Source organism: Streptomyces ardesiacus (genome assembly GCF_003112575.1).
In the GTDB taxonomy this organism is placed as follows: Bacteria; Actinomycetota; Actinomycetes; order Streptomycetales; family Streptomycetaceae; genus Streptomyces; species Streptomyces ardesiacus.
Map to the genome: position 1 here is coordinate 140,567 of NZ_BEWC01000001.1, position 19,142 is coordinate 159,708.

The window sequence follows — 19,142 nt, forward strand, 5'->3', positions numbered from 1 at the left end:
GTCGAAGACAGCTGATCGGGCCGACGGGCGGGAGGTGACAGGACGTATGGGCGACACGGCCGTGACGGAGACGACGGCCCCCGGACGGGCGGGGGAGCGGGTGGAGCCGGTGGTGGCGCCACGCCACGAGGGGGTGGCGTCCCGGCACGAGGGAGCGGTGGCGTCCGTCCCCGCCCGGCTCGCGGCCGTCTTCCTGCCCGCGCCCCTGCCGCGCGAGGGACGCGTCGCCTTCTGGGACCCCGAGGGCGGACCCGTCACCGGCCTGGTCCCCGCCGACGACACCGACGCCGCGCCGTTGCCCGGGGCGGCCCCCGGGGGCAGCTTCGTCGCGGGGGCGGATCCCGCGGACGACGGCGCGGAGGAGGCGGCCGCAGCGCGCCCCGGGGACGGATCCCGGCCGTCCGGAGTCCAGGAGCTGACCGTCGTACGGCCGCACGGCGCCGGGGTACGCCGCAGGACCACACCCGCGGTGTCGCTGCCGCTCGACGAGGCGCTGCCCCTCCTGGTGCGCGCCCGGCACGACCCGGCCGCCCACCCCGCCACCGCCTGCTGGGGCGCCGCCGCCCTGCACGCCCTGCGGCTCACCGCGCGCGGCCGGCTGCTGCCCGGCCTGACCGCGACCGGACACGACGCCTGGCGGGCCGGCCCGCTCGGCCCCGACGACGTCGCGCACCTGCGGGCCGTGGCCGCCGCCCTGCCCCCCGAGGGCCACGCCGTCCCGCTCGACGGGCCGGGACCGATCCGGCTGCCGGAGCCGGAAGCACTGGTCCGGGCCTTCCTCGACGCGGTCGCCGACACCCTGCCCCGCACTCCGGCCGCACCGCACGCCTGCGGACGGCCGTTCGCCGCCCGCGGGGCCCAGCGCCTGCCCGGCGCCCACGACTGGGCCGCGGAGGTGGCCGCGGGCATGGACGCGGGCGTGCGGATCTCGCTCCGCCTGGACCTGTCGGCGTACGACCTGTTCGACCGGGACGCGGACGGAGCCGCGGGCACGGAGGGCGGCGGACCCACCGGCGTGCGCAACGCGGGCGCGGCGGTCGTCCAGGTGCACAGCCTCGCCGACCCCACCCTCGTCGCCGACGCCGCGGACCTCTGGTCCGGCACGGCCGACGCCTCCTTCGGCCCCCGCGCGCGCGTGGACGCCGCCCTCGCGGTGCGGCGCGCGGCGCGGGTCTGGCCGCCGCTGGACCGGCTCACCGAGCAGGACGTGCCCGACGTGCTCGGCCTGTCCGAGGAGGAGGTCACCGACCTGCTGGGCGTGGCCGCCGGCCGGCTCGCCGCCGCGGGCGTCGCCGTGCACTGGCCCCGCGACCTGGCCCAGGACCTCACCGCGACCGCGGTGGTCAGGACCGCGCCGGGTTCGGCGACCGACGGCACGGGCTTCTTCGAGAGCGAGGACCTGCTCCAGTTCCGCTGGCAGCTCGCGATCGGCGGCGACCCGCTCACCGAGGCCGAGATGGACACCCTGGCGGAGGCCCACCGCCCCGTCGTCCGGCTCCGCGACCGGTGGGTGCTGGTCGACCCGGCGCTCGTCCGCCGGGCCCGCAAGCGCGATCTCGGTCTGCTCGACCCGGTCGACGCCCTCGCCGTCGCCCTCACCGGCAGTGCCGAGGCCGACGGCGAGACGGTCGACGTGGTGCCCGTCGGCGCGCTGGCCGCGCTGCGCGACCGGCTGACCGCGGGTGTGCGCCCCGCCGAAGCGCCGCCCGGCCTGCACGCCACCCTGCGCGACTACCAACTGCGCGGCCTGGCCTGGCTCGACCTCATGACCTCGCTCGGCCTCGGCGGCTGCCTCGCCGACGACATGGGCCTCGGCAAGACCGTCACCGTCATCGCCCTGCACCTGAAGCGGGCCCGCACCGAACCGACGCTGGTCGTCTGCCCGGCCTCCCTCCTGGGCAACTGGCAGCGCGAGATCGAGCGGTTCGCCCCCGGCGTCCCGGTCCGTCGCTTCCACGGCCCCGACCGCACCCTCGACGACCTGACCGGCGGCTTCGTCCTCACCACCTACGGCACGATGCGGTCCGCCGCCGCGGCCCTGGCCGGCCGGTCCTGGAGCATGGTCGTCGCGGACGAGGCCCAGCACGTGAAGAACCCCTACTCGGCGACGGCGAAGGCCCTGCGCACGATCCCGTCCCCGGCCCGGGTGGCGCTGACCGGCACACCCGTGGAGAACAACCTCTCCGAGCTGTGGGCCCTCCTCGACTGGACCACCCCCGGGCTGCTCGGCCCCCTGAAGTCCTTCCGCGCCCGGCACGCGCGCGCGGTGGAGAACGGCGAGGACGACCAGGCCGTGGAGCGCCTGGCCCGGCTGATCCGCCCCTTCCTGCTGCGCCGGAAGAAGTCCGACCCCGGCATCGTCCCCGAGCTGCCGCCGAAGACCGAGACGGACCACCCCGTCCCCCTCACCCGCGAACAGGCCGCGCTGTACGAGGCGGTGGTGCGCGAGTCGATGCTCGCCATCGAGGCCGCCGAGGGCATGGGGCGCCGCGGTCTCGTCCTCAAGCTGCTGACCTCGCTGAAGCAGATCTGCGACCACCCCGCCCTGTTCTTGAAGGAGGAGCACCCGCCGGGCGGGGCCGACCGGATGACCGCCCGCTCCGGCAAACTCGCCCTGCTGGACGAGCTGTTGGACACGGTGCTCGCGGAGGACGGCTCGGTGCTGGTCTTCACGCAGTACGTCGGCATGGCTCGCCTCATCACCGCCCACCTCACCGCCCGCGCGGTCCCGGTCGACCTGCTGCACGGCGGTACGCCGGTCCCGGAGCGCGAGCGGATGGTGGACCGCTTCCAGAGCGGGGCGACCCCGGTCCTCGTCCTGTCCCTGAAGGCCGCGGGCACCGGCCTGAACCTCACCCGCGCGGGACACGTCGTGCACGTCGACCGCTGGTGGAACCCGGCGGTGGAGGAGCAGGCCACCGACCGCGCCTACCGCATCGGCCAGACCCAGCCGGTCCAGGTCCACCGGCTCGTCACCGAGGGCACGGTCGAGGACCGCATCGCCGAGATGCTCCAGTCCAAGCGGGCCCTGGCCGACGCGGTCCTCGGCTCCGGAGAGGCGGCCCTCACCGAGCTGACGGCCCGTGAACTGTCCGACCTCGTCTCCCTGCGGAGGCCGTCATGAGCCCCCGGCCCGCCGACGAGGCCCGCCGCGCCCTGCGGGAGGCACGTGAGCGCGCGGGGGGACCGGGCGGGGAGCACGGGCCGGCGGCACCGGCGGCGACCTCGTCGGAGGCGCCGGCGGAGGCGGCACCGTCCGCACCCTCGGCGCCGGCGCACAGCCACGAGCGCGCCCCGGACGGCAGGCCCGCCGAGCCCTCCGGGCCACGCCCCGGGGACACCGCCCGGGCCGCCCTGCGCAGGACACGGCACGCGGGGGCGCACGACCCCGCCGGCGCCCGTGACGCACCGTCACACCGGGAGGGGCCGGCAGGTGGGGCGGAGCCGGCGAGTCCGGCACGTCCGCCGGGTTCGGCGGACCCGGGGGACTCGGCCCGGCGGGCAGAGGAAGGGGACCGGTCCGACGACGCGACCACCCCGACCGCCCCGACCACCCCGACCGCCCCCGACGAAGCGTCCCGCTCCGGTGCCGTGGAAGGGGGCGACAGCCGTCCGGCGGACGTGGCGCGGGAGGCGTTGCGAGCGGCGCGTCGGAAGGCGAAGGCGGACGCGGCGTCCGAGGTCGCGTCGGCCAAGGGCGCTTCGGCCAAGGGTGCCGCGCACCCACGGCGGGCGCCCCGTCCGGCAGGCGGTCGGCAGCGGGCGGGCGGCGCGGGCACCGCCGACGCCCGCGCACGTGCCGTACGGGACTTCGTCGCGGGCGCCTTCCGGCTGCCCTCGGAGGCGGACCCGGCCGGGCAGATCTCGTCGGCCGGGGAGACCGGCAAGACCGGGGAGAGCGGGGAGATCCTGCCCGCCGACGAGCGGGCCGGCCGGGCTCCCCGTGGAGTACGGGCGTCGGCGTCCCCGGAACCGGCCCCGTCGTCCGGCGTGGGCCCCGACTCCGGGACCGGCACCCCACCCGCCGCCTCTCCTCCCGCCGGGCGCACGCCCCGCTCCGAAGACCCGGCACCCGATCCCGGGCGGCCGGAACGGCGGAGGCACCCGGAGCAGGCGTCGGCGGTGCGCGACCGGGCCGCCGCCCACCCCGCACCGCCACCCGCACCGCCGCCCGCACGACCCCGCGCCCCCCGCTCGATGGCGGCCCCGGACCGCGACGGCGAGCTGCGGCGGACCTTTCCCGCGCTTCCGCCCCGTGCGGTGGCGGACGAGGGCCTCGCCGGCACCTGGTGGGGGAACGCGTGGGTGACCGCCCTGGAGGAGGGCGCCCTGGACCCCGCGAGGCTGGAGCGCGGGCGGGGGTACGCCGAGCGGGGGCGCGTGGACGCCATCACCGTGACGCCCGGGCTGGTCCTCGCCTACGTGCAGGGCAGCCGCGCCCGGCCGTACCGCGTGCAGGTGCGGCTGCGGACGCTCGGCGACGCCGACTGGGACCGCTTCCTGGACGCCGCCGTCGAACGGCCCGGACACATCGCCGCCCTCCTCGACAAGGAACTCCCGCACTCGCTGGCCGACTTGGCGGACCACGGCGTCCCGCTGCTCCCCGGCCCCGGCGACCTCGCCCCGCAGTGCAGTTGCCCCGACTCCGGCCACCCCTGCAAGCACGCCGCCGCCCTCTGCTACCAGACGGCACGTCTGCTCGACGCCGACCCCTTCGTACTGCTCCTGCTGCGCGGCCGGGGCGAGCGCGAGCTGCTCGACGCCCTGTCCCGGCGCAACGCGGCCCGCGCCGCCCGTACCGCCCAGGACGGCGGACCGGCCCCCCTGCCCGGCGTGCGGGCCGGGGAGGTCCTGGCCCGGCGCGTCCTGCCGCCCCTCCCCGCGCCGTTGCCCGCGCCCCCGCACCCGGAACAGCCACCGGCCTGTCCGACCGCGCCGGGCGGCCCCGACTCCTTCGCGCTGGACCAGCTCGCCACCGACGCCGCCGCCCGCGCCCACGCCCTGCTCACCACCGGGCGCGACCCGGTCGGCGGGCTGACGCTGTGGCAGGACGCCGTCCGCCTCGCCGCGGCGCGCCCCGGCTCCGGGCTCACCGCGGGCACCCGCGCCCTCTACGCGTCCCTCGCCTCGGCCGCCGGACGCGACACGGCGGAGCTGGCGCGCGCCGTCGCCGCCTGGCGGCAGGGCGGGCCGGAGGGCCTCGACGTCCTGGAGGAGCCCTGGGACCCGCCGGCCGGCCGTTTCGACCGCGCCCGCCCCCTGCTCCTCGCCGCCGACCTCCCCGCCTTCCGCCCCTGGCGCAACCGCCTCACCCACCCCCGGGGCCATGTCCAGCTGAGACTCGGCCGGACCGGTCTCTGGTACGCGTACGAGTCGGAGCCCGGCCGCGAGGACTGGTGGCCGCGCGGTACCCCCGATCTGGACCCGGTCGGCGCCCTGACCGGGCTGGGCACCCGCGTCGACCTCTGACGCCCGGGTCCGAAGGAGGCGTTGTCTTCGGCCGACCGGATGGATAGCCTCACCCATGGCATGTGACATTGCACAGCGCGGTGTGACGCATGGATGGAGGAGCCGTTGACCCTCAAGGTCGTCGTCGTGGGGGCGGGAGTCGTCGGAGCCGCCTGCGCCTTCCACGCCGCCTCGGCGGGCCTGGACGTCACGGTCGTCGACCGCGGACCCGTGGGCGCCGGGACGACGAGCCGGGGAGAGGGCAACGTCCTCCTCTCCGACAAGGAACCCGGTCCCGAACTCGCCCTGGCCCGGTTGAGCCGCACCCTGTGGGACGAGGCGGGCCGCGAACTCGGAGCCGACACCCTCGAACTGGAGCCCAAGGGCGGCCTGGTCGTCGCGAGCACCGACGAGAGCCTCGCCGCGCTGCGTGAGTTCGCCGCGCGGCAGGAGGCGGCCGGTGTCCGTGCCGAGCCGGTCGACCGGGTGCGGGACCTCGAACCGCACCTCGCCCCCGGGATCCCCGGTGGCGTGCACTACCCGCAGGACGCGCAGGTCCAGCCGGTGCTGGCGGCGGCCGCCCTGCTGCGCGCCGCCGTACGGCGCGGAGCGCGCTTCCACACGGGGGAGGTCGTCGGCGCCCTGACCACCCGCGACGGCGACCGCACCCCGCTGGGTCCGACCCCGCTGGGTCCGACCTCGCACGGCCCGACCTCGCACGGCCCGACCTCACACGGTCCGGCCCCCGTAGGCCCGGTCCCCGAAGGCCCGGTCCCCGGCGGCCGGATCACCGGCGTCCGGACGGCCGCCGGTGAGGTCCTGCCCGCCGACGCCGTCGTCAACGCGGCCGGGACCTGGGGCGGCGAGGTCGGCCGGCGGCTCGGTGCGCCCGTCGAGGTGCTGCCGCGCCGCGGCTTCGTCCTGGTGACCGAACCGCTGCCGCCGATGGTCCGGCACAAGGTCTACTCCGCCGACTACGTCGCCAACGTCGCCTCCTCCGACGCCGGCCTGGAGACCTCCTGCGTCGTGGAGGGAACGCGCGGCGGCACGATCCTCGTCGGCGCCAGCCGGGAGCGCGTCGGCTTCGACACGACGTTGAACACCGCCGTGGTCGCCCGGCTCGCCGCACAGGCGTGCCGGCTCTTCCCCTTCCTGCGCGGCGTCCACCTGATGCGCGCCTACCGAGGCTTCAGGCCGTACTGTCCCGACCACCTGCCGGTGATCGGCCCCGACCCGCGCGTGCCCGGCGTCGTCCACGCCTGCGGCCACGAGGGGGCGGGCATCGGCCTCGCCCCCGGGACCGGCGCCCTGGTGACGGCCCACCTGCTCGGCCGGCCCTGGCGCGACGCCGACCCGGCCGCGCACACCGGTCTCCTGCCCGACCGCTTCCTCACCCCCGGAGGTGCGCCCCAGTGAGCGAGATCGTCGTCGACGGCGACCCCCTGCCGTTCGTCGAGGGACAGACCGTCGCCGCGGCCCTCGTCGCCGCGGGCCGGGTCGCCTGGCGCACCACCCGCGTCGGACGGCGCCCCCGGGGCGTCTTCTGCGGCATCGGCGTCTGCTTCGACTGCCTCGTCACGGTCGACGGGGCCCGCGGGCAGCGCGCCTGCCTGCTCCCGGCCCGGCCGGGCATGACCGTCACGACGCGGGAGGACGACGATGAGTGAGCCCGTGGACCTCGTCGTCGTGGGAGCGGGCCCGGCGGGCATGACCGCCGCGGCCACGGCGCTCGCCGGTGGCCTGCGCGTCGTCCTGCTGGACTCCGGAACGGCCCTCGGCGGCCAGTACTGGCGGCACCCGCCGGAGCACGCGCGAGCTGCCGTACCGACCGACGACCTGCACCACGGCCTGGGCCGGTACCGTGCCCTGTGCCGGGCGTTGGCGGCACACCGCTCGGCGGGCCGGCTCGACCTGCGCCTGGCGCACCACGCGTGGTCGGCCGTCCGCGAGGGCGACGGATTCGCGGTCCACGTGGTCGACCGCCGCGACGCGCCGCGCGAGACCGCGGCCGTCCTGCGGGCGCCGAGGCTCCTCGTGGCGACCGGCGCCTACGACCGGCAACTGCCCTTCCCGGGCTGGGACCTGCCCGGAGTCCTGACCGCGGGCGGCCTGCAGGCGCTGCTCAAGGGCGGCGGCGTGGCGGCCGGGAGCCGCGTGGCGCTGGGCGGCACCGGGCCGTTCCTGCTGCCGGTGGCCGCCGGTCTCGCCGCGCGCGGCGTCGAGGTCGTCGCGGTGTGCGAGGCGGCCCACCCTCGGGCCTGGCTGCGCCACCCCGGCCCGCTGCTGCGCAACCCCGGCAAGTGGGCCGAGGGGGCCTCCTACGCCGCCACGCTCGCCCGCCACCGCGTCCCGGTCCGCCCGCGCACGGCGATCGTCGCCGCGGAGGGCGGCGCACGCGTGACGGCGGTGCGCCTCGCCCCGCTGGCGCCGGACGGCAGCCCGCGCCCGGGTACGGAACGCCGGGTCGAGGTCGACGCCGTGGGCGTCGGCTGGGGCTTCGCCCCCCAGCTCGACCTGCTCGTCCCCCTCGGCTGCGCCCTCACCGAGTCGGCGGACGGCAACGCGGTGGCTGCCGTCGACGCGGGGCAGCGCACCACCGTCCCCGGTCTCTACACCGCGGGTGAGACGTGCGGGGTGGGCGGTGCGGCACTCGCCGTGCACGAGGGCCGGCTGGCGGCCTGGTCGGTCCTCGCCGACTCCGGTGCCGCCGCCCCCGCACCGGCGAACAGGGCCCGGACCGCGGTGCGTTCGGCGGTGGCCCGGCAGCGTGCCTTCGCCCGGGCGATGGCGCTGGCCCACCCGGTGCCGCGCGCCTGGCCGGCGTGGCTCACCGACGAGACCGTCGTGTGCCGCTGCGAGGAGGTGACCGCCGGGGCGGTGCGGACCGCCCGCGCCGACGGCGCCCACGACCACCGGCAGGTCAAGCAACTGACCCGGGCCGGCATGGGCTGGTGCCAGGGGCGGATGTGCGGTCCCGCGGTGCACTGCCTCACGGCACGGGGACGGGCCTACGAGCCCGCCGAACGGCTCGTCGCGACGCCCGTCACCCTCGGTGCGCTCGCCGGCCTCGACGAAGAACCGACGGACAACGCTGAACCCGACAAGGAGTGTTCATGAGCGAGACCCGCAAGCCCTGGCACGGCGTCATCGTCGCGACCGGCCTGCCGTTCCACGACGACCTCTCGGTCGACTTCGGCGCCTACGGCGAGAGCGTCGCCCACCTCGCCGAGCAGGGGATGCACGGCGTCGCGCCCAACGGGTCGCTGGGCGAGTACCAGACCCTCACGTACGAGGAGCGCGACCGCGTCGTCGAGACCGCCGTCGCCCACGCGCCCGAGGGGTTCACCGTCATGCCGGGCGTCGGCGCCTACGGCGGCCGGGAGGCCAAGCGGCACGCGCAGTTCGCCAAGGACGCGGGCTGCCAGGCGGTCATGTGCCTGCCGCCCAACGCCTACCGCGCCGACGACCGCGCGGTGCTCGAACACTTCGAACTGGTGGCCTCGGCGGGCCTGCCCGTCACCGCGTACAACAACCCCGTCGACACCAAGGTGGACCTGCGCCCCGACCTGCTGGCCAAGCTGTACGCCGAAGGGTTCGTGGTCGGGGTCAAGGAGTTCTCCGGCGACGTCCGGCGCTGCTACGAGATCGCCGAGCTCGCCCCCGGCCTCGACCTCATGATCGGCACCGACGACACCGTGCTGGAGGTCGCCCTGGCCGGCGCCAAGGGCTGGGTCGCCGGATACCCGCAGGTCTTCCCCCGGGCCTGCCTCGCCCTGTACGAGGCATCCGTCCGGGGCGACCTGGAGACGGCGCTGCCGCTCTACCGCCAACTGCACCCGGTCCTGCGGTGGGACAGCAAGACGGAGTTCGTCCAGGCCATCAAGCTCGGCCAGGAGCTGACCGGCCGCCGGGGCGGGCCGTGCCGGCCGCCGCGGCAGCCGCTGGCCCCGGAGACGGAGGCCGTCGTGCGCGCCGCCACCCAGGCCCTGATCGACGCCGGGGTGAACTGACGATGCGCTCGACGGTCTGCTACCACGCCGTCGACTCGCACACCGAGGGCATGCCCACCCGCGTGATCACGGGCGGCGTGGGCGTCCTCCCCGGCGCGACGATGTCCGAGAAGCGGCAGCGGTTCGTCGCGGACCGCGACGACCTGCGCACCCTCCTGATGTGCGAACCACGCGGGCACGCCTCGATGTCCGGGGCGATCCTGCAGCCGCCGACCCGTCCGGACGCCGACTACGGGGTGCTCTTCATCGAGGTCTCCGGCTGCCTGCCGATGTGCGGTCACGGGACCATCGGTGTCGCCACGGTCCTCGTCGAGACCGGGATGGTCGAGGTGACCGAGCCGGAGACCCGGGTCCGGCTCGACACCCCGGCCGGACTGGTCACCGCCCGGGTACGGGTGCGCGACGGCCACGCCGAGTCGGTGACCCTGGAGAACGTGGCGTCGTACTGCCACGCGCTCGACCAGGTGGTCGACGTCCCCGGATACGGGCAGGTGCGCTACGACATCGCCTACGGCGGCAACTTCTACGCCTTCGTCCGCACCGACGACCTCGGCATCCCCTTCGGACGGGCGCACAAGCAGCGGCTGCTCGACGCCGGACTGGCCGTCATGGACGCCGTCAACGAGCAGAACCCGGTGTCCCACCCGGAGAATCCCGAGATCGACGTGTGCCACCACGTCTATCTCGAAGCCCCCGGCTCGACCGCCGCACACTCGCGGCACGCCATGGCCATCCACCCGGGCTGGTTCGACCGGTCGCCCTGCGGCACGGGCACCAGCGCCCGGATGGCGCAGTTGCACGCCCGCGGCCTGCTGCCGACCGGCCGGGACTTCGTCAACGAGTCGTTCATCGGCTCCCGGTTCGTCGGCCGGATCCTCGGCGAGACGACGGTCGGGGGCCGTCCGGCGGTCCTGCCGTCCGTCACCGGCCGGGCCTGGATCACCGGCACCGCGCAGTACCTGCTCGACCCCACGGACCCCTACCCGGCCGGATTCACCCTCTGAGGGGCCGGGCGGTGCCCTCCGCCCAGAGGGTGCGGACGTGCGCGAGATGGCGGCGCATGCACTCCTCGGCCTCGGCGCCGCGCCCGGCCACCATCAGATCCAGCAGTTCGACGTGTTCCTCGGCGGAAGCGACCAGCCGGCCCGTCTCGTTCAGGCTGCCCAGCCCGAACAGACGTGAGCGTGTGCGCAGGTCGGCGACCACCTGCACGAGATGGTGGTTGCCCGCCAGGGACAGCAGCCCGAGGTGGAACCGGTGATCCGCCTCGACGTACGCGAGGACGTCGTGCTCCCGGGCCGCGGTGACGATCTCCTGCGCCGACGGCCGCAGGGCCTCCAGCTGCTCCGCGGTCGCCGTCGTCGCGACCCGTCCCACGGTGGGCACCTCGATCAGGGTGCGGATCTCGGTGAACTCGTCGAGGTCCCGCTCGGTCATCTCGGTGACCCTGAAGCCCTTGTTGCGCACCGCTTCGACCAGGCCCTCCCGGGCCAGGTCCAGCATGGCCTCGCGCACCGGGGTCGCGGAGACGCCGAGTTCGGCGGCCAGGGTGGGGGCGGAGTAGACGACGCCCGGCCGCAGGTCACCGGCGATGAGGGCGGCACGGAGCGCTTCGGCGACCTGGTCGCGCAGAGGGGCCTGGACGGGGATCGCCTGGGACTTGAGATGCGGCATCCGTGCTCCTGCGTCCGGCCGGCCAAGGGGGATGCCACTTTACAATGTCACGTTGCGCAGGCCGTCCGGCCCCGGCGTGGGGTGTCCGATTCTCGACGGTCCGGGTTAAATGCCTGGACTGTGCGCCTCGTTGGACGGGAGACTTCCGGCTTCCGAACCACCGGGAGTGTGATGGGGACCACAGAATCGCGAGGACCGGCGCCCGGCAGGAGCGCGGTCGTCCTGGCGCTGCGCCACTACGGCCTGGAACTGCTGCGACTGCGCCGCCTGGCGCTGCCCGCGCTGCTGCTGCCGGCCGTGGGCAACATCGGCATCCGCTACGTCGCCCCGCTGCTGATCGCCAAGTTGGCCGGACAGGCGGCCGGCGACGGTCTCGCCCTCGGCCCGGCACTGCCGTACGTGCTGGGCTTCGGTGCGACGCTGCTGCTCGCCGAGGCCGTCTGGCGGATCGGGCAGCACTGCCTGAACCGGGTGTGCGCCCTCGGCATGGAGCACCTCTACGTGAGCGGCATGGACGAACTCCTCGCCAAGGACGCCGCCTTCTTCCACGACAACTTCGCCGGCTCCCTGACCAAACGGGTGCTCAGCTACGGCAAGCGCTTCGAGGACTTCACCGACACGTTGACGTACCGCATCGTGGGCAGCCTCGTCCCCCTGCTCTTCGGGGCCGTGGTGCTGTGGAGCTACGAACCGATGCTGGTAGTCGTCCTGTTCGTGATGCTCGTGCTGACCGCGACGGCCGCGACCCCGCTGATCCGGCGCAGGCAGCGGCTCGTCAACGACCGGGAGGCGGCGATCGCCCGGGTCTCCGGCCACGTCGCCGACAGTCTCGCGAACATGGAGACCATCCGGGCGTTCGCGGCCGAACGGCGCGAGGGCGCCGAACACCGCAGCCGGGTCGCGGAGTCCCGGCGCCTGACGCTGAGGTCCTGGGACTACGGCAACCTGCGCGTCGACACCCTGATCGCCCCCCTGTCCGTCCTGACCAACGTGCTGGGCCTGGTGGTCGTCCTCGCCCTCGGCGGCCCGGGCCAGGGGGTGGAGGAGGTCGTCGTCGCCTTCACCTACTACTCCAACGCCACCCAGATCATGTTCGAGTTCAACCAGATCTACCGGCGGCTGGAAAGCTCCATGACCGAGGCCGCGCAGTTCACCGAGCTGCTCCTCGACCCGCCCACCGTGCTGGACGCCGTCGACCCCGAACCGCTCGCGCCCCGGGACACCGGCGTCCGCTTCGAGGCGGTGACCTTCGCCCACGCGGGCGCCGAGCCGATCTTCCGCGGGCTCGACCTGGACGTCCCGGCGGGCGCCCGGTTCGGCCTGGTCGGCAGGTCCGGCGGGGGCAAGACCACCCTCACCCGGCTGCTGCTGCGGATGTCGGACCTCGACCGGGGACGCATCCTGATCGGCGGCCAGGACATCAGCCGGCTGCGCCAGAGCGACCTGCGCTCACTGATCGCCTACGTCCCGCAGGAACCCGCGATGTTCCACCGCAGCCTGCGGGACAACATCGCCTTCGCCCGGCCCGGCGCCACCGAGGACGAGATCCGCGCGGCCGCCGCGGCCGCCCACGTCACGGAGTTCGCCGACCAGCTCCCCGAGGGCTTCGCCACGCTGGTGGGGGAGCGGGGCGTGAAGCTCTCGGGCGGCCAGCGCCAGCGCGTCGCCCTGGCCCGGGCCATCCTGCGCGACGCCCCGATCCTGCTGCTCGACGAGGCGACCAGCGCCCTGGACTCGGAGAGCGAGATCCTCGTCCAGGACGCCCTGTGGCGGCTCATGGACGGACGCACGGCCCTCGTGGTCGCCCACCGCCTGAGCACCGTCGCCGGCATGGACCGCCTCGTCGTCCTCGACCGGGGACGCGTCGTCGAGCAGGGCAGCCACGACAAGCTCCTCGCGACGGACGGCGCCTACGCCCGGCTGTGGCAGCACCAGTCGGGCGGCTTCCTCGGCGAGGCCGCCGAACCGGCCCTCGAACACCCCGCCCCGGGGCCCGGCCCCGGCGACCCGCACGGCCCGGCCGACCCCGTACCGGTGGTGTGACGGCCGCTCCGGGGCGGGCGGCCCGGCCGGCGGGACGACCGAACGAGTGACCGTCGTCCGGTTTGCCCCCGGCCGGGGAAGGCACTCCGAGAGTGTCCTTCCCCGCCCGCCCAGGAGAGAGCCATGCCCCAGGACGCCGATCCCCTCGACGCGTGCACGGTCGACGCGGTCGACGTGCACGCCTTCGAGGTGCCCACCGACGGCCCCGACGGCAAGGAGCAGGACGGCACCCTGGAATGGGACGCCACCACCCTCGTCCTCGTCCGGGTGCACGCCGGCGGCAGGACCGGACTCGGCTACACCTACGGCGACGTCTCGGCCGCCACCTTCGCGCGCTCGCAGTTGGTCCCCGTGATCGAGGGCGCGAGCGTCGGCTCACCGGCGGCGCTGAGCCGGCGGATGGCCGCGCGGATGCGCAACGCGGGCCGTCCCGGCGTGGGGGCGATGGCCCTGTCCGCCGTCGACGTGGCGCTGTGGGACCTCAAGGCGCGACTGCTGGACCTGCCCCTGGTCCGCCTCCTGCCCGCCCAGCACGACCGGGTGCCCGTCTACGGCAGCGGAGGCTTCACCAACTACCCCCTGGACCGGCTCGCCGACCAGATCGGCGGCTGGGTCGGACAGGGCATCCCCCGCGTGAAGCTCAAGACCTCGCGCCGGCCCGAGCACGACGCCGGACGCCTCACCGCCGTACGCGAGGCGATCGGCAGCGGCCCGGAACTGTTCACCGACGCCAACGGCGCCCTCGGCCGCAAGGAGGCCCTGTACTGGGCGCACCGCTTCCACGACGAGTGGGACGTGCGCTGGTTCGAGGAGCCCGTCGGCTCGGCGGACCTGGAGGGCCTGCGGATGCTGCGCGAGCGGGGACCGGCACGGCTGGAGATCACCGCGGGGGAGTACGCCTTCACCGCCCAGGACTTCGCCAACCTCGTCGAAGGCCCGGCCGGCCCGGCCGTCGACTGCCTCCAGGCCGACGTGACCCGCTGCGGCGGCATCACCGGCCTCCTGGAGATCGCCGGCCTGTCGGCCGTCCGGCACCTCGACCTGTCCGCGCACTGCGCCCCGGCGGTCTCCGCCCACGCCTTCTGCGCCGTACGCCGGCTGCGGCACCTGGAGTACTTCCACGACCACGTGCGCGTCGAGCACCTGCTGTTCGACGGCACCCTGTCGCCCGAGGGCGGGACGCTGCGCCCCGACACCGGCCGGCCGGGACTCGGCCTCGACGTCAAGTGGGCCGACGCGGAGCCCTACCGCGTCCACGGCACACGACCGTCCTGACCGGGGCCCGGCTCCACCGGGGAGGTCCGGGCCCCGACGGCGAGGGCGCGAACCGGGGCCGCCGGCCGGCGCGTCACAGCCGCGGGCGCGGAGCGCGTCAGGCCACGGCGGCGATGGAGCGGCCCGCCCAGTCGGGAGCCGCTTCGGTCAGCTCCGCGAAGCGGCGCCGGACCGGCTCCGGGAACTCGACGGCCCGGCCCGCCTGCTGGTCGACGTGGACCGCGAGCAGTTCGGTCGTCGCCGCCGGGGCCGCGTCGGGCGCCGGCTCCGACTCCGGCCCGGGCACCACGTACATCTCGTGCACGAAACGCGCCTTGCGGGCGGCCGCGCCCAGCACGCGTGTCCGGACGGCCAGATGGGCGGCCTCCGGCACGTCCCTCAGGTAGCGGATGTGGGACTCGACCGTGTAGAGGGAGCAGCCCGTGGACTCCCGGTAGCCCGAGTCCAGGCCCGTCTCGATCATCAGCGCGTCCGTGGCGTGGCCGAAGACGAGGACGTAGAAGGCCTCGCTCATGTGGCCGTTGTAGTCGATCCACTCCGGGCGCACGGTGCCGCGGAACAGCGGGAGCCCCGTCATCGGGCACCCTCCCCGCGGTCCAGGCGGCCGGTGGCGCGCAGGACGTCGATGACACCCCGGTCGCGTTCGGCGACCAGGTCCGCGAGGGAACGGCCGTCCGCCGCCTCGTCGCAGCCCGCCACCACGGCGTCGTACAACTCCTTGTCCAGCTCGGGGGCTTCCAGCCGTGTCCACGGCGACTTCAGGGACGGGCCGAAGTGGTCCAGCATGTGCGCCATGCCGCCCTCGCCGCCCGCGAGCGCGAACGTCAGCATCGGCCCCATCACCGCCCAGCGCAGCCCGGGTCCCTCGGTGATCGACAGGTCGATGTCCCGGACCGTCGCCTCGCCGTTCGCGACCATGTGCAGCGCCTCGCGCCACAGGGCCTCCTGGAGGCGGTTGGCGATGAAGCCCGGCACCTCGCCGTCCATCGTGATGACGGACTTGCCCGCCACCTCGTAGAAGCGGGCGGCCCAGGCGACCGCCGCCGCGTCGGTGCGTTCGCCGCCGACGACCTCGACGAGCGGGATGAGGTAGGGCGGGTTGAACGGGTGTCCGACGACCAGGCGCGAGGGGTCCGCGGCCGACGTCTGCATGTCCGTCATCGGATAGCCGGAGGTGGAGGAGGCGATGACGACGCCGGGCGGCGCCGCCGCGTCCAGGCGGGCCAGCAGGTCACGCTTGAGGTCGAGCTTCTCGGGCGCGCTCTCCTGGACGAACTCGGCGTCGGCCACGGCCTGTTCCAAGGTGTCCGCGACGGTCAGCCGGTCCGCCGACGCGCCCTCGGCGAGACCGAGGGAGGTGAGCGCCGGCCACGCCGCGTCGACCAGGCGGCGCAGCCTGCGTTCGGCGTCGGGCGCGGGGTCCCAGGCGGTCACGTCGTAGCCGCGGGCCAGGAAGTGGGCGACCCAGCCGCCGCCGATGACTCCGGCGCCGACGCAGGCGACACGGCGGACGTTCTCGGGTGCGGTCGTCCCGGGTGTGTTCATGAGGGGGTTCCTTCGTCGTCGGGGCGGGCTACTGGCGCGGCTTGAGACCGAGGGCGGCGCGGGCCTCGTCCGGTGTGGCGACGCGGGCGCCGATCGACTCGGTGATGGTGACCGCCCGCTCGACGAGCTGGGCGTTGGTCGCCTTGTTGCCCCGGCCGAGGTACAGGTTGTCCTCCAGGCCCACCCGGACGTGCCCGCCGAGCAGGATGGACTGCGCGACCCACGGCATCTGCATCCGGCCGAGCGCGAAGCTCGCCCAACGGGCGCCCTCCGGCAGCATGTTGACCATCGACTGGAGCACCCCGGGGTCCGCGGGCGCGCCCCACGGGATGCCCATGCAGAGCTGGAACACGGTCGGGTCGTCGAGCAGGCCCTCGGCGAGCAGCTGCTTGGCGAACCAGAGCTGTCCCGTGTCGAAGATCTCCAGCTCCGGCCGCACGCCCAGCTCCTGGATGCGCCGCGCGCCCGCGCGCAGCATGTCGGGCGTCGAGACGTAGAGGCTGGAGCCGTCGCCGAAGTTGAGCGAGCCGCAGTCCAGCGTGCAGATGTCGGGCAGCAGGTCCTCGACGTGCGGCAGCCGCTCCAGGCCCCCGACGAGGTCGGTGCCGGGCAGGTGGGTGAGCGGTTCGTCCGGGTCGATGACCAGGTCGCCGCCCATGCCGGCGGTGAGGTTGATGACGACGTCGGTGCCGGTCTCCTTGACGCGCTCGACGACCTCCCGGTACAGCTTCGGGTCGCGCGAGGGTGCACCGGTCTCCGGGTCGCGCACATGGATGTGGACGACGGCCGCCCCGGCAGCGGCCGCCTCCACGGCGTTCCTCGCTATCTGCTCCGGGGTGACCGGGACGTGGGGGCTCTTGCGGACGGTGTCGCCGGCGCCGGTGAGCGCGCAGGTGATGATGACGTTCTCGGTCATGGGCATGCGGGGGCCTCCCGAAATCTTGCCGCTGTTGGGGACGTTCCCGGGCTACGGAGCCAGGATCGTGTGGGTGACGTGGGTGGTCAGCGCCGCGTGCATCGCGTCCGCCGCGCGGTCGGCCGACGGCCCCTCCACCGAGAGGACGTGCGTCGCCAGGCCGTCGATCAGTGCCGTCAGGGTCAGCGCCGCCGCCTCGGGATCGGCCCCGGCGCGGAACACGCTCTGGGCGATCCCCCGGCGTACGACGTCGGCGACGGTCTCGCGCCACTGCCGGTAGTACTCGGAGTGCAGCCGGCCCACCGCCGTGGAGCGCGCGGCCTCGGCCCACAGGTCGAGCCACACCGCCCACTGGCGGCGCTGCTGCGCGGTGCGCGGCGTCTGCAGCGCGATGAGCTGGCGCAGCTCGGCCGCCGCGTCGTCGGCCTCGGCGAGGAGGGCGGCGCGGTGTGCGGTGTCCTCGTCCATGCACCACCGCACGGCCGCCTCCAGGAGTTCGGCGCGGCCGGGGAAGTGGTAGTGGATCGCGGCGCTGCTGGTGGCGCAGGCGCGGGCGATGTCGGCGACCCGCACCGCGTGGAAGCCGTGCTCCGCGATCAGCCGGACCGTCTCGCGGACGATCTGCAGCGGCCGGCCGCCCTCGACGCCGGCGGCCGGCGCCGTGGCCTTCTCGCGCGGCCGGGTGCCGAGCAGCCAGCCCGCGTCGACCCGGCCCTCGTCGGCGATCCGCGCCAGCTCCGCGGCCGTGAAGCGGCGGGTGCCGCTCAGCGAACGCGAGAGCTTGGACGGGTCCATGACGACCCGGCGCGCGAACTCGCGCTGGCTCACCCCCGCGGCCGCGATGACCTCGCGGACGCGGGCGGCGGTGTCGGCGGGCGGTGCGCCGTCGAGGGCGTCGTCGGTTTCCACGGGCCACGACCCTAGGCACGTGTTGCGAAAAACTCAACCGCTGGTGTGCGAGGTGTGCAAGAAGATGCTGGTTTCCAGCCGTAGTCAGCCGTAGTCAACCGTAGTGCGGCCCTGACTTGCGTGTCAGTCAGGATCGCAACGCACCGCTGTTCCGCCCCAGAGGTGGCCGCGGAGCTGTTTCATCACGGTTGAGCACCGAGCCGGAATTGTGGCTTCCATCACGGCCGGGGCGATCTTGCCCTGGTGAGATCGCCGGATGCTCGGTTTCCTCGTCCGTCTCCTGCCCTTCTGGGTCCGCGAGCCCCTCCTCGTCCTGGTCGGGTCGCTTCTGGGCGTACGCCTGCTGTATCTCGGGCTCGACGAGGGCGAGTGGGCCCCGGCCGGATTCGGCGTGCTGTTCCTGGTGTTCACCGCGGTGCGCGTCCACACGGTGGTCCAGGCGCTGCGCGCACGCCGGAACCGCGGCACGGCCGCCTCCGGGGACGACGGGACGGGCGCCGGCGCTCCCGCCCCGACGGCGTCGCACGCCGAGCCTCCCGGGCAGCCGCGTCCCGCCCGGGCCGCCCGGGCGACGCCCGTCCGGGAGATGGAACCCAACGCGTGGGGCCAGGCGTTGGCGGCCGTCGCCGTGTTCGCCGCGCTGGCGGCCGCGGTGTGGCTCGGCCCGAAGCTGCTGCCCTCCGAGGCCCACGGCGCACCGGGGGCCGTCTCGTGCCCGGACGCCCAGGAGACGGAACTGCCGGGCGCCTACAAGGAGACACCCCGGGCGGTGACCGGCGCCGAACTGTGCGAGGCGCTCAACACACCCGAGCTGGCCCGGCTCCTCGGCACGCCGGCCGAGACCGCCACCGCGGCGTCCGCCTCCAACGGCACCGCTCCGCTGACCGACGGCAAGGTCGCCCGGCCGGAGGCGCAGGTCGAGTTCGACACCTACACCGTGAACGTCTCGGTCACCTACAACAACCTGTCGATCGGCCAGTACGGGAAACTGACGGAGTACGGGCAGGAGACGGACGTCAGGAGGCTGAAGGTCCTCGGCCGGCCCGCGGTCCTCTCCTCGGACCACACCATGAAGATCGAGATCGATCTCGGCGGCGACGCGTCCGGCGGACCGGTCGAGCAGGGTCCCCCGGCCAGAACGCTGGCCGTGGCCCTCGACGCGAAGGACGGCGGCGGCTACTGCGAGATCACCGTGTGGGGCACCTCCGGGGCCTTCCCGGACGACGACACCCTCCTCGGCATCACCGAGAGCATCCTCCCGGCCATCCCCGGGCGCACCGTGTGACAGGCCGCCGGCCGGGAGGGCGGTCCCTTGTTCCCCA

At 75.2% G+C, this 19,142-nt stretch carries 15 protein-coding genes; 10 read left to right on the forward strand and 5 right to left on the reverse strand.

Annotation, left to right across the window (positions count from 1 at the left end):
• Positions 1 to 46 precede the first annotated feature (46 nt).
• From Sdi02f_RS00575 to Sdi02f_RS00605, 7 genes are all read left to right on the forward strand, one after another.
• Positions 47 to 3,124, forward strand: coding sequence for an SCO1167/SCO6262 family helicase (locus Sdi02f_RS00575; protein WP_108932483.1), 3,078 nt, complete (start codon positions 47 to 49; stop codon positions 3,122 to 3,124).
• The gene (locus Sdi02f_RS36175; protein ID WP_108932484.1) at positions 3,121 to 5,469 is read left to right on the forward strand and encodes an SWIM zinc finger family protein; all 2,349 of its coding nucleotides are present in this window, start codon (positions 3,121 to 3,123) and stop codon (positions 5,467 to 5,469) included. Before Sdi02f_RS00575 ends, Sdi02f_RS36175 begins: the two co-directional genes overlap by 4 nt.
• 93 nt (positions 5,470 to 5,562) lie before the next feature.
• Positions 5,563 to 6,864, forward strand: a complete 1,302-nt coding sequence (locus Sdi02f_RS00585; RefSeq protein ID WP_108932485.1) for an NAD(P)/FAD-dependent oxidoreductase — start codon at positions 5,563 to 5,565, stop codon at positions 6,862 to 6,864.
• Complete coding sequence (locus Sdi02f_RS00590; protein WP_030403482.1) at positions 6,861 to 7,115, forward strand: (2Fe-2S)-binding protein; 255 nt, start codon at positions 6,861 to 6,863, stop codon at positions 7,113 to 7,115. Before Sdi02f_RS00585 ends, Sdi02f_RS00590 begins: the two co-directional genes overlap by 4 nt.
• Entirely contained in the window at positions 7,108 to 8,565 is a 1,458-nt protein-coding gene (locus Sdi02f_RS00595) for an FAD/NAD(P)-dependent oxidoreductase (RefSeq protein ID WP_108932486.1), read from the forward strand. The genes Sdi02f_RS00590 and Sdi02f_RS00595 overlap by 8 nt, the downstream gene beginning before the upstream one ends.
• A complete protein-coding gene (locus tag Sdi02f_RS00600) occupies positions 8,562 to 9,458 on the forward strand; it encodes a dihydrodipicolinate synthase family protein (protein ID WP_030403484.1) in 897 nt (298 codons plus the stop codon). The genes Sdi02f_RS00595 and Sdi02f_RS00600 overlap by 4 nt, the downstream gene beginning before the upstream one ends.
• Before the next feature lie 2 nt (positions 9,459 to 9,460).
• A complete protein-coding gene (locus Sdi02f_RS00605) occupies positions 9,461 to 10,462 on the forward strand; it encodes a proline racemase family protein (protein ID WP_108932487.1) in 1,002 nt (333 codons plus the stop codon).
• Here the strand turns inward: Sdi02f_RS00605 and Sdi02f_RS00610 are convergent.
• Positions 10,452 to 11,132 (reverse strand): GntR family transcriptional regulator, encoded by a 681-nt coding sequence (locus Sdi02f_RS00610; protein ID WP_031084418.1) that lies wholly within the window; start codon positions 11,130 to 11,132, stop codon positions 10,452 to 10,454. The genes Sdi02f_RS00605 and Sdi02f_RS00610 overlap by 11 nt on opposite strands.
• 171 nt (positions 11,133 to 11,303) lie before the next feature.
• Between Sdi02f_RS00610 and Sdi02f_RS00615 the strand changes: the two genes are divergently transcribed.
• Positions 11,304 to 13,175, forward strand: coding sequence for an ABC transporter ATP-binding protein (locus Sdi02f_RS00615; RefSeq protein WP_051783610.1), 1,872 nt, complete (start codon positions 11,304 to 11,306; stop codon positions 13,173 to 13,175).
• A 123-nt stretch (positions 13,176 to 13,298) separates the two neighbouring features.
• Entirely contained in the window at positions 13,299 to 14,450 is a 1,152-nt protein-coding gene (locus tag Sdi02f_RS00620) for an enolase C-terminal domain-like protein (RefSeq protein WP_030403488.1), read from the forward strand.
• 97 nt (positions 14,451 to 14,547) lie between these two features.
• On the opposite strand, the gene Sdi02f_RS00625 is transcribed toward Sdi02f_RS00620, so the two are convergent.
• From Sdi02f_RS00625 to Sdi02f_RS00640, 4 genes are read right to left on the reverse strand one after another with little or no spacing between them, the layout of a single operon-like run.
• Positions 14,548 to 15,027 (reverse strand): thioesterase family protein, encoded by a 480-nt coding sequence (locus tag Sdi02f_RS00625; RefSeq protein ID WP_108932488.1) that lies wholly within the window; start codon positions 15,025 to 15,027, stop codon positions 14,548 to 14,550.
• Positions 15,024 to 15,995 carry a 3-hydroxyacyl-CoA dehydrogenase NAD-binding domain-containing protein gene (locus tag Sdi02f_RS00630; RefSeq protein WP_030403490.1) on the reverse strand — a complete coding sequence of 324 codons (972 nt, stop codon included), beginning with the start codon at positions 15,993 to 15,995 and terminating at the stop codon, positions 15,024 to 15,026. The genes Sdi02f_RS00625 and Sdi02f_RS00630 overlap by 4 nt, the downstream gene beginning before the upstream one ends.
• 28 nt (positions 15,996 to 16,023) lie before the next feature.
• Positions 16,024 to 16,917 carry a beta-keto acid cleavage family enzyme gene (locus Sdi02f_RS00635; RefSeq protein ID WP_031035564.1) on the reverse strand — a complete coding sequence of 298 codons (894 nt, stop codon included), beginning with the start codon at positions 16,915 to 16,917 and terminating at the stop codon, positions 16,024 to 16,026.
• Positions 16,918 to 16,962: 45 nt separating this feature from the next.
• Positions 16,963 to 17,820: a TetR/AcrR family transcriptional regulator gene (locus tag Sdi02f_RS00640; protein WP_108932489.1), complete on the reverse strand. Its 858-nt coding sequence runs from the start codon at positions 17,818 to 17,820 to the stop codon at positions 16,963 to 16,965.
• 256 nt (positions 17,821 to 18,076) lie between these two features.
• Here Sdi02f_RS00640 and Sdi02f_RS00645 point away from each other — a divergent pair, with 256 nt between their 5' ends.
• On the forward strand, positions 18,077 to 19,105 hold the full coding sequence (locus Sdi02f_RS00645; protein ID WP_108932490.1) for a DUF6215 domain-containing protein: 1,029 nt from the start codon (positions 18,077 to 18,079) through the stop codon (positions 19,103 to 19,105).
• Positions 19,106 to 19,142 lie beyond the last annotated feature (37 nt).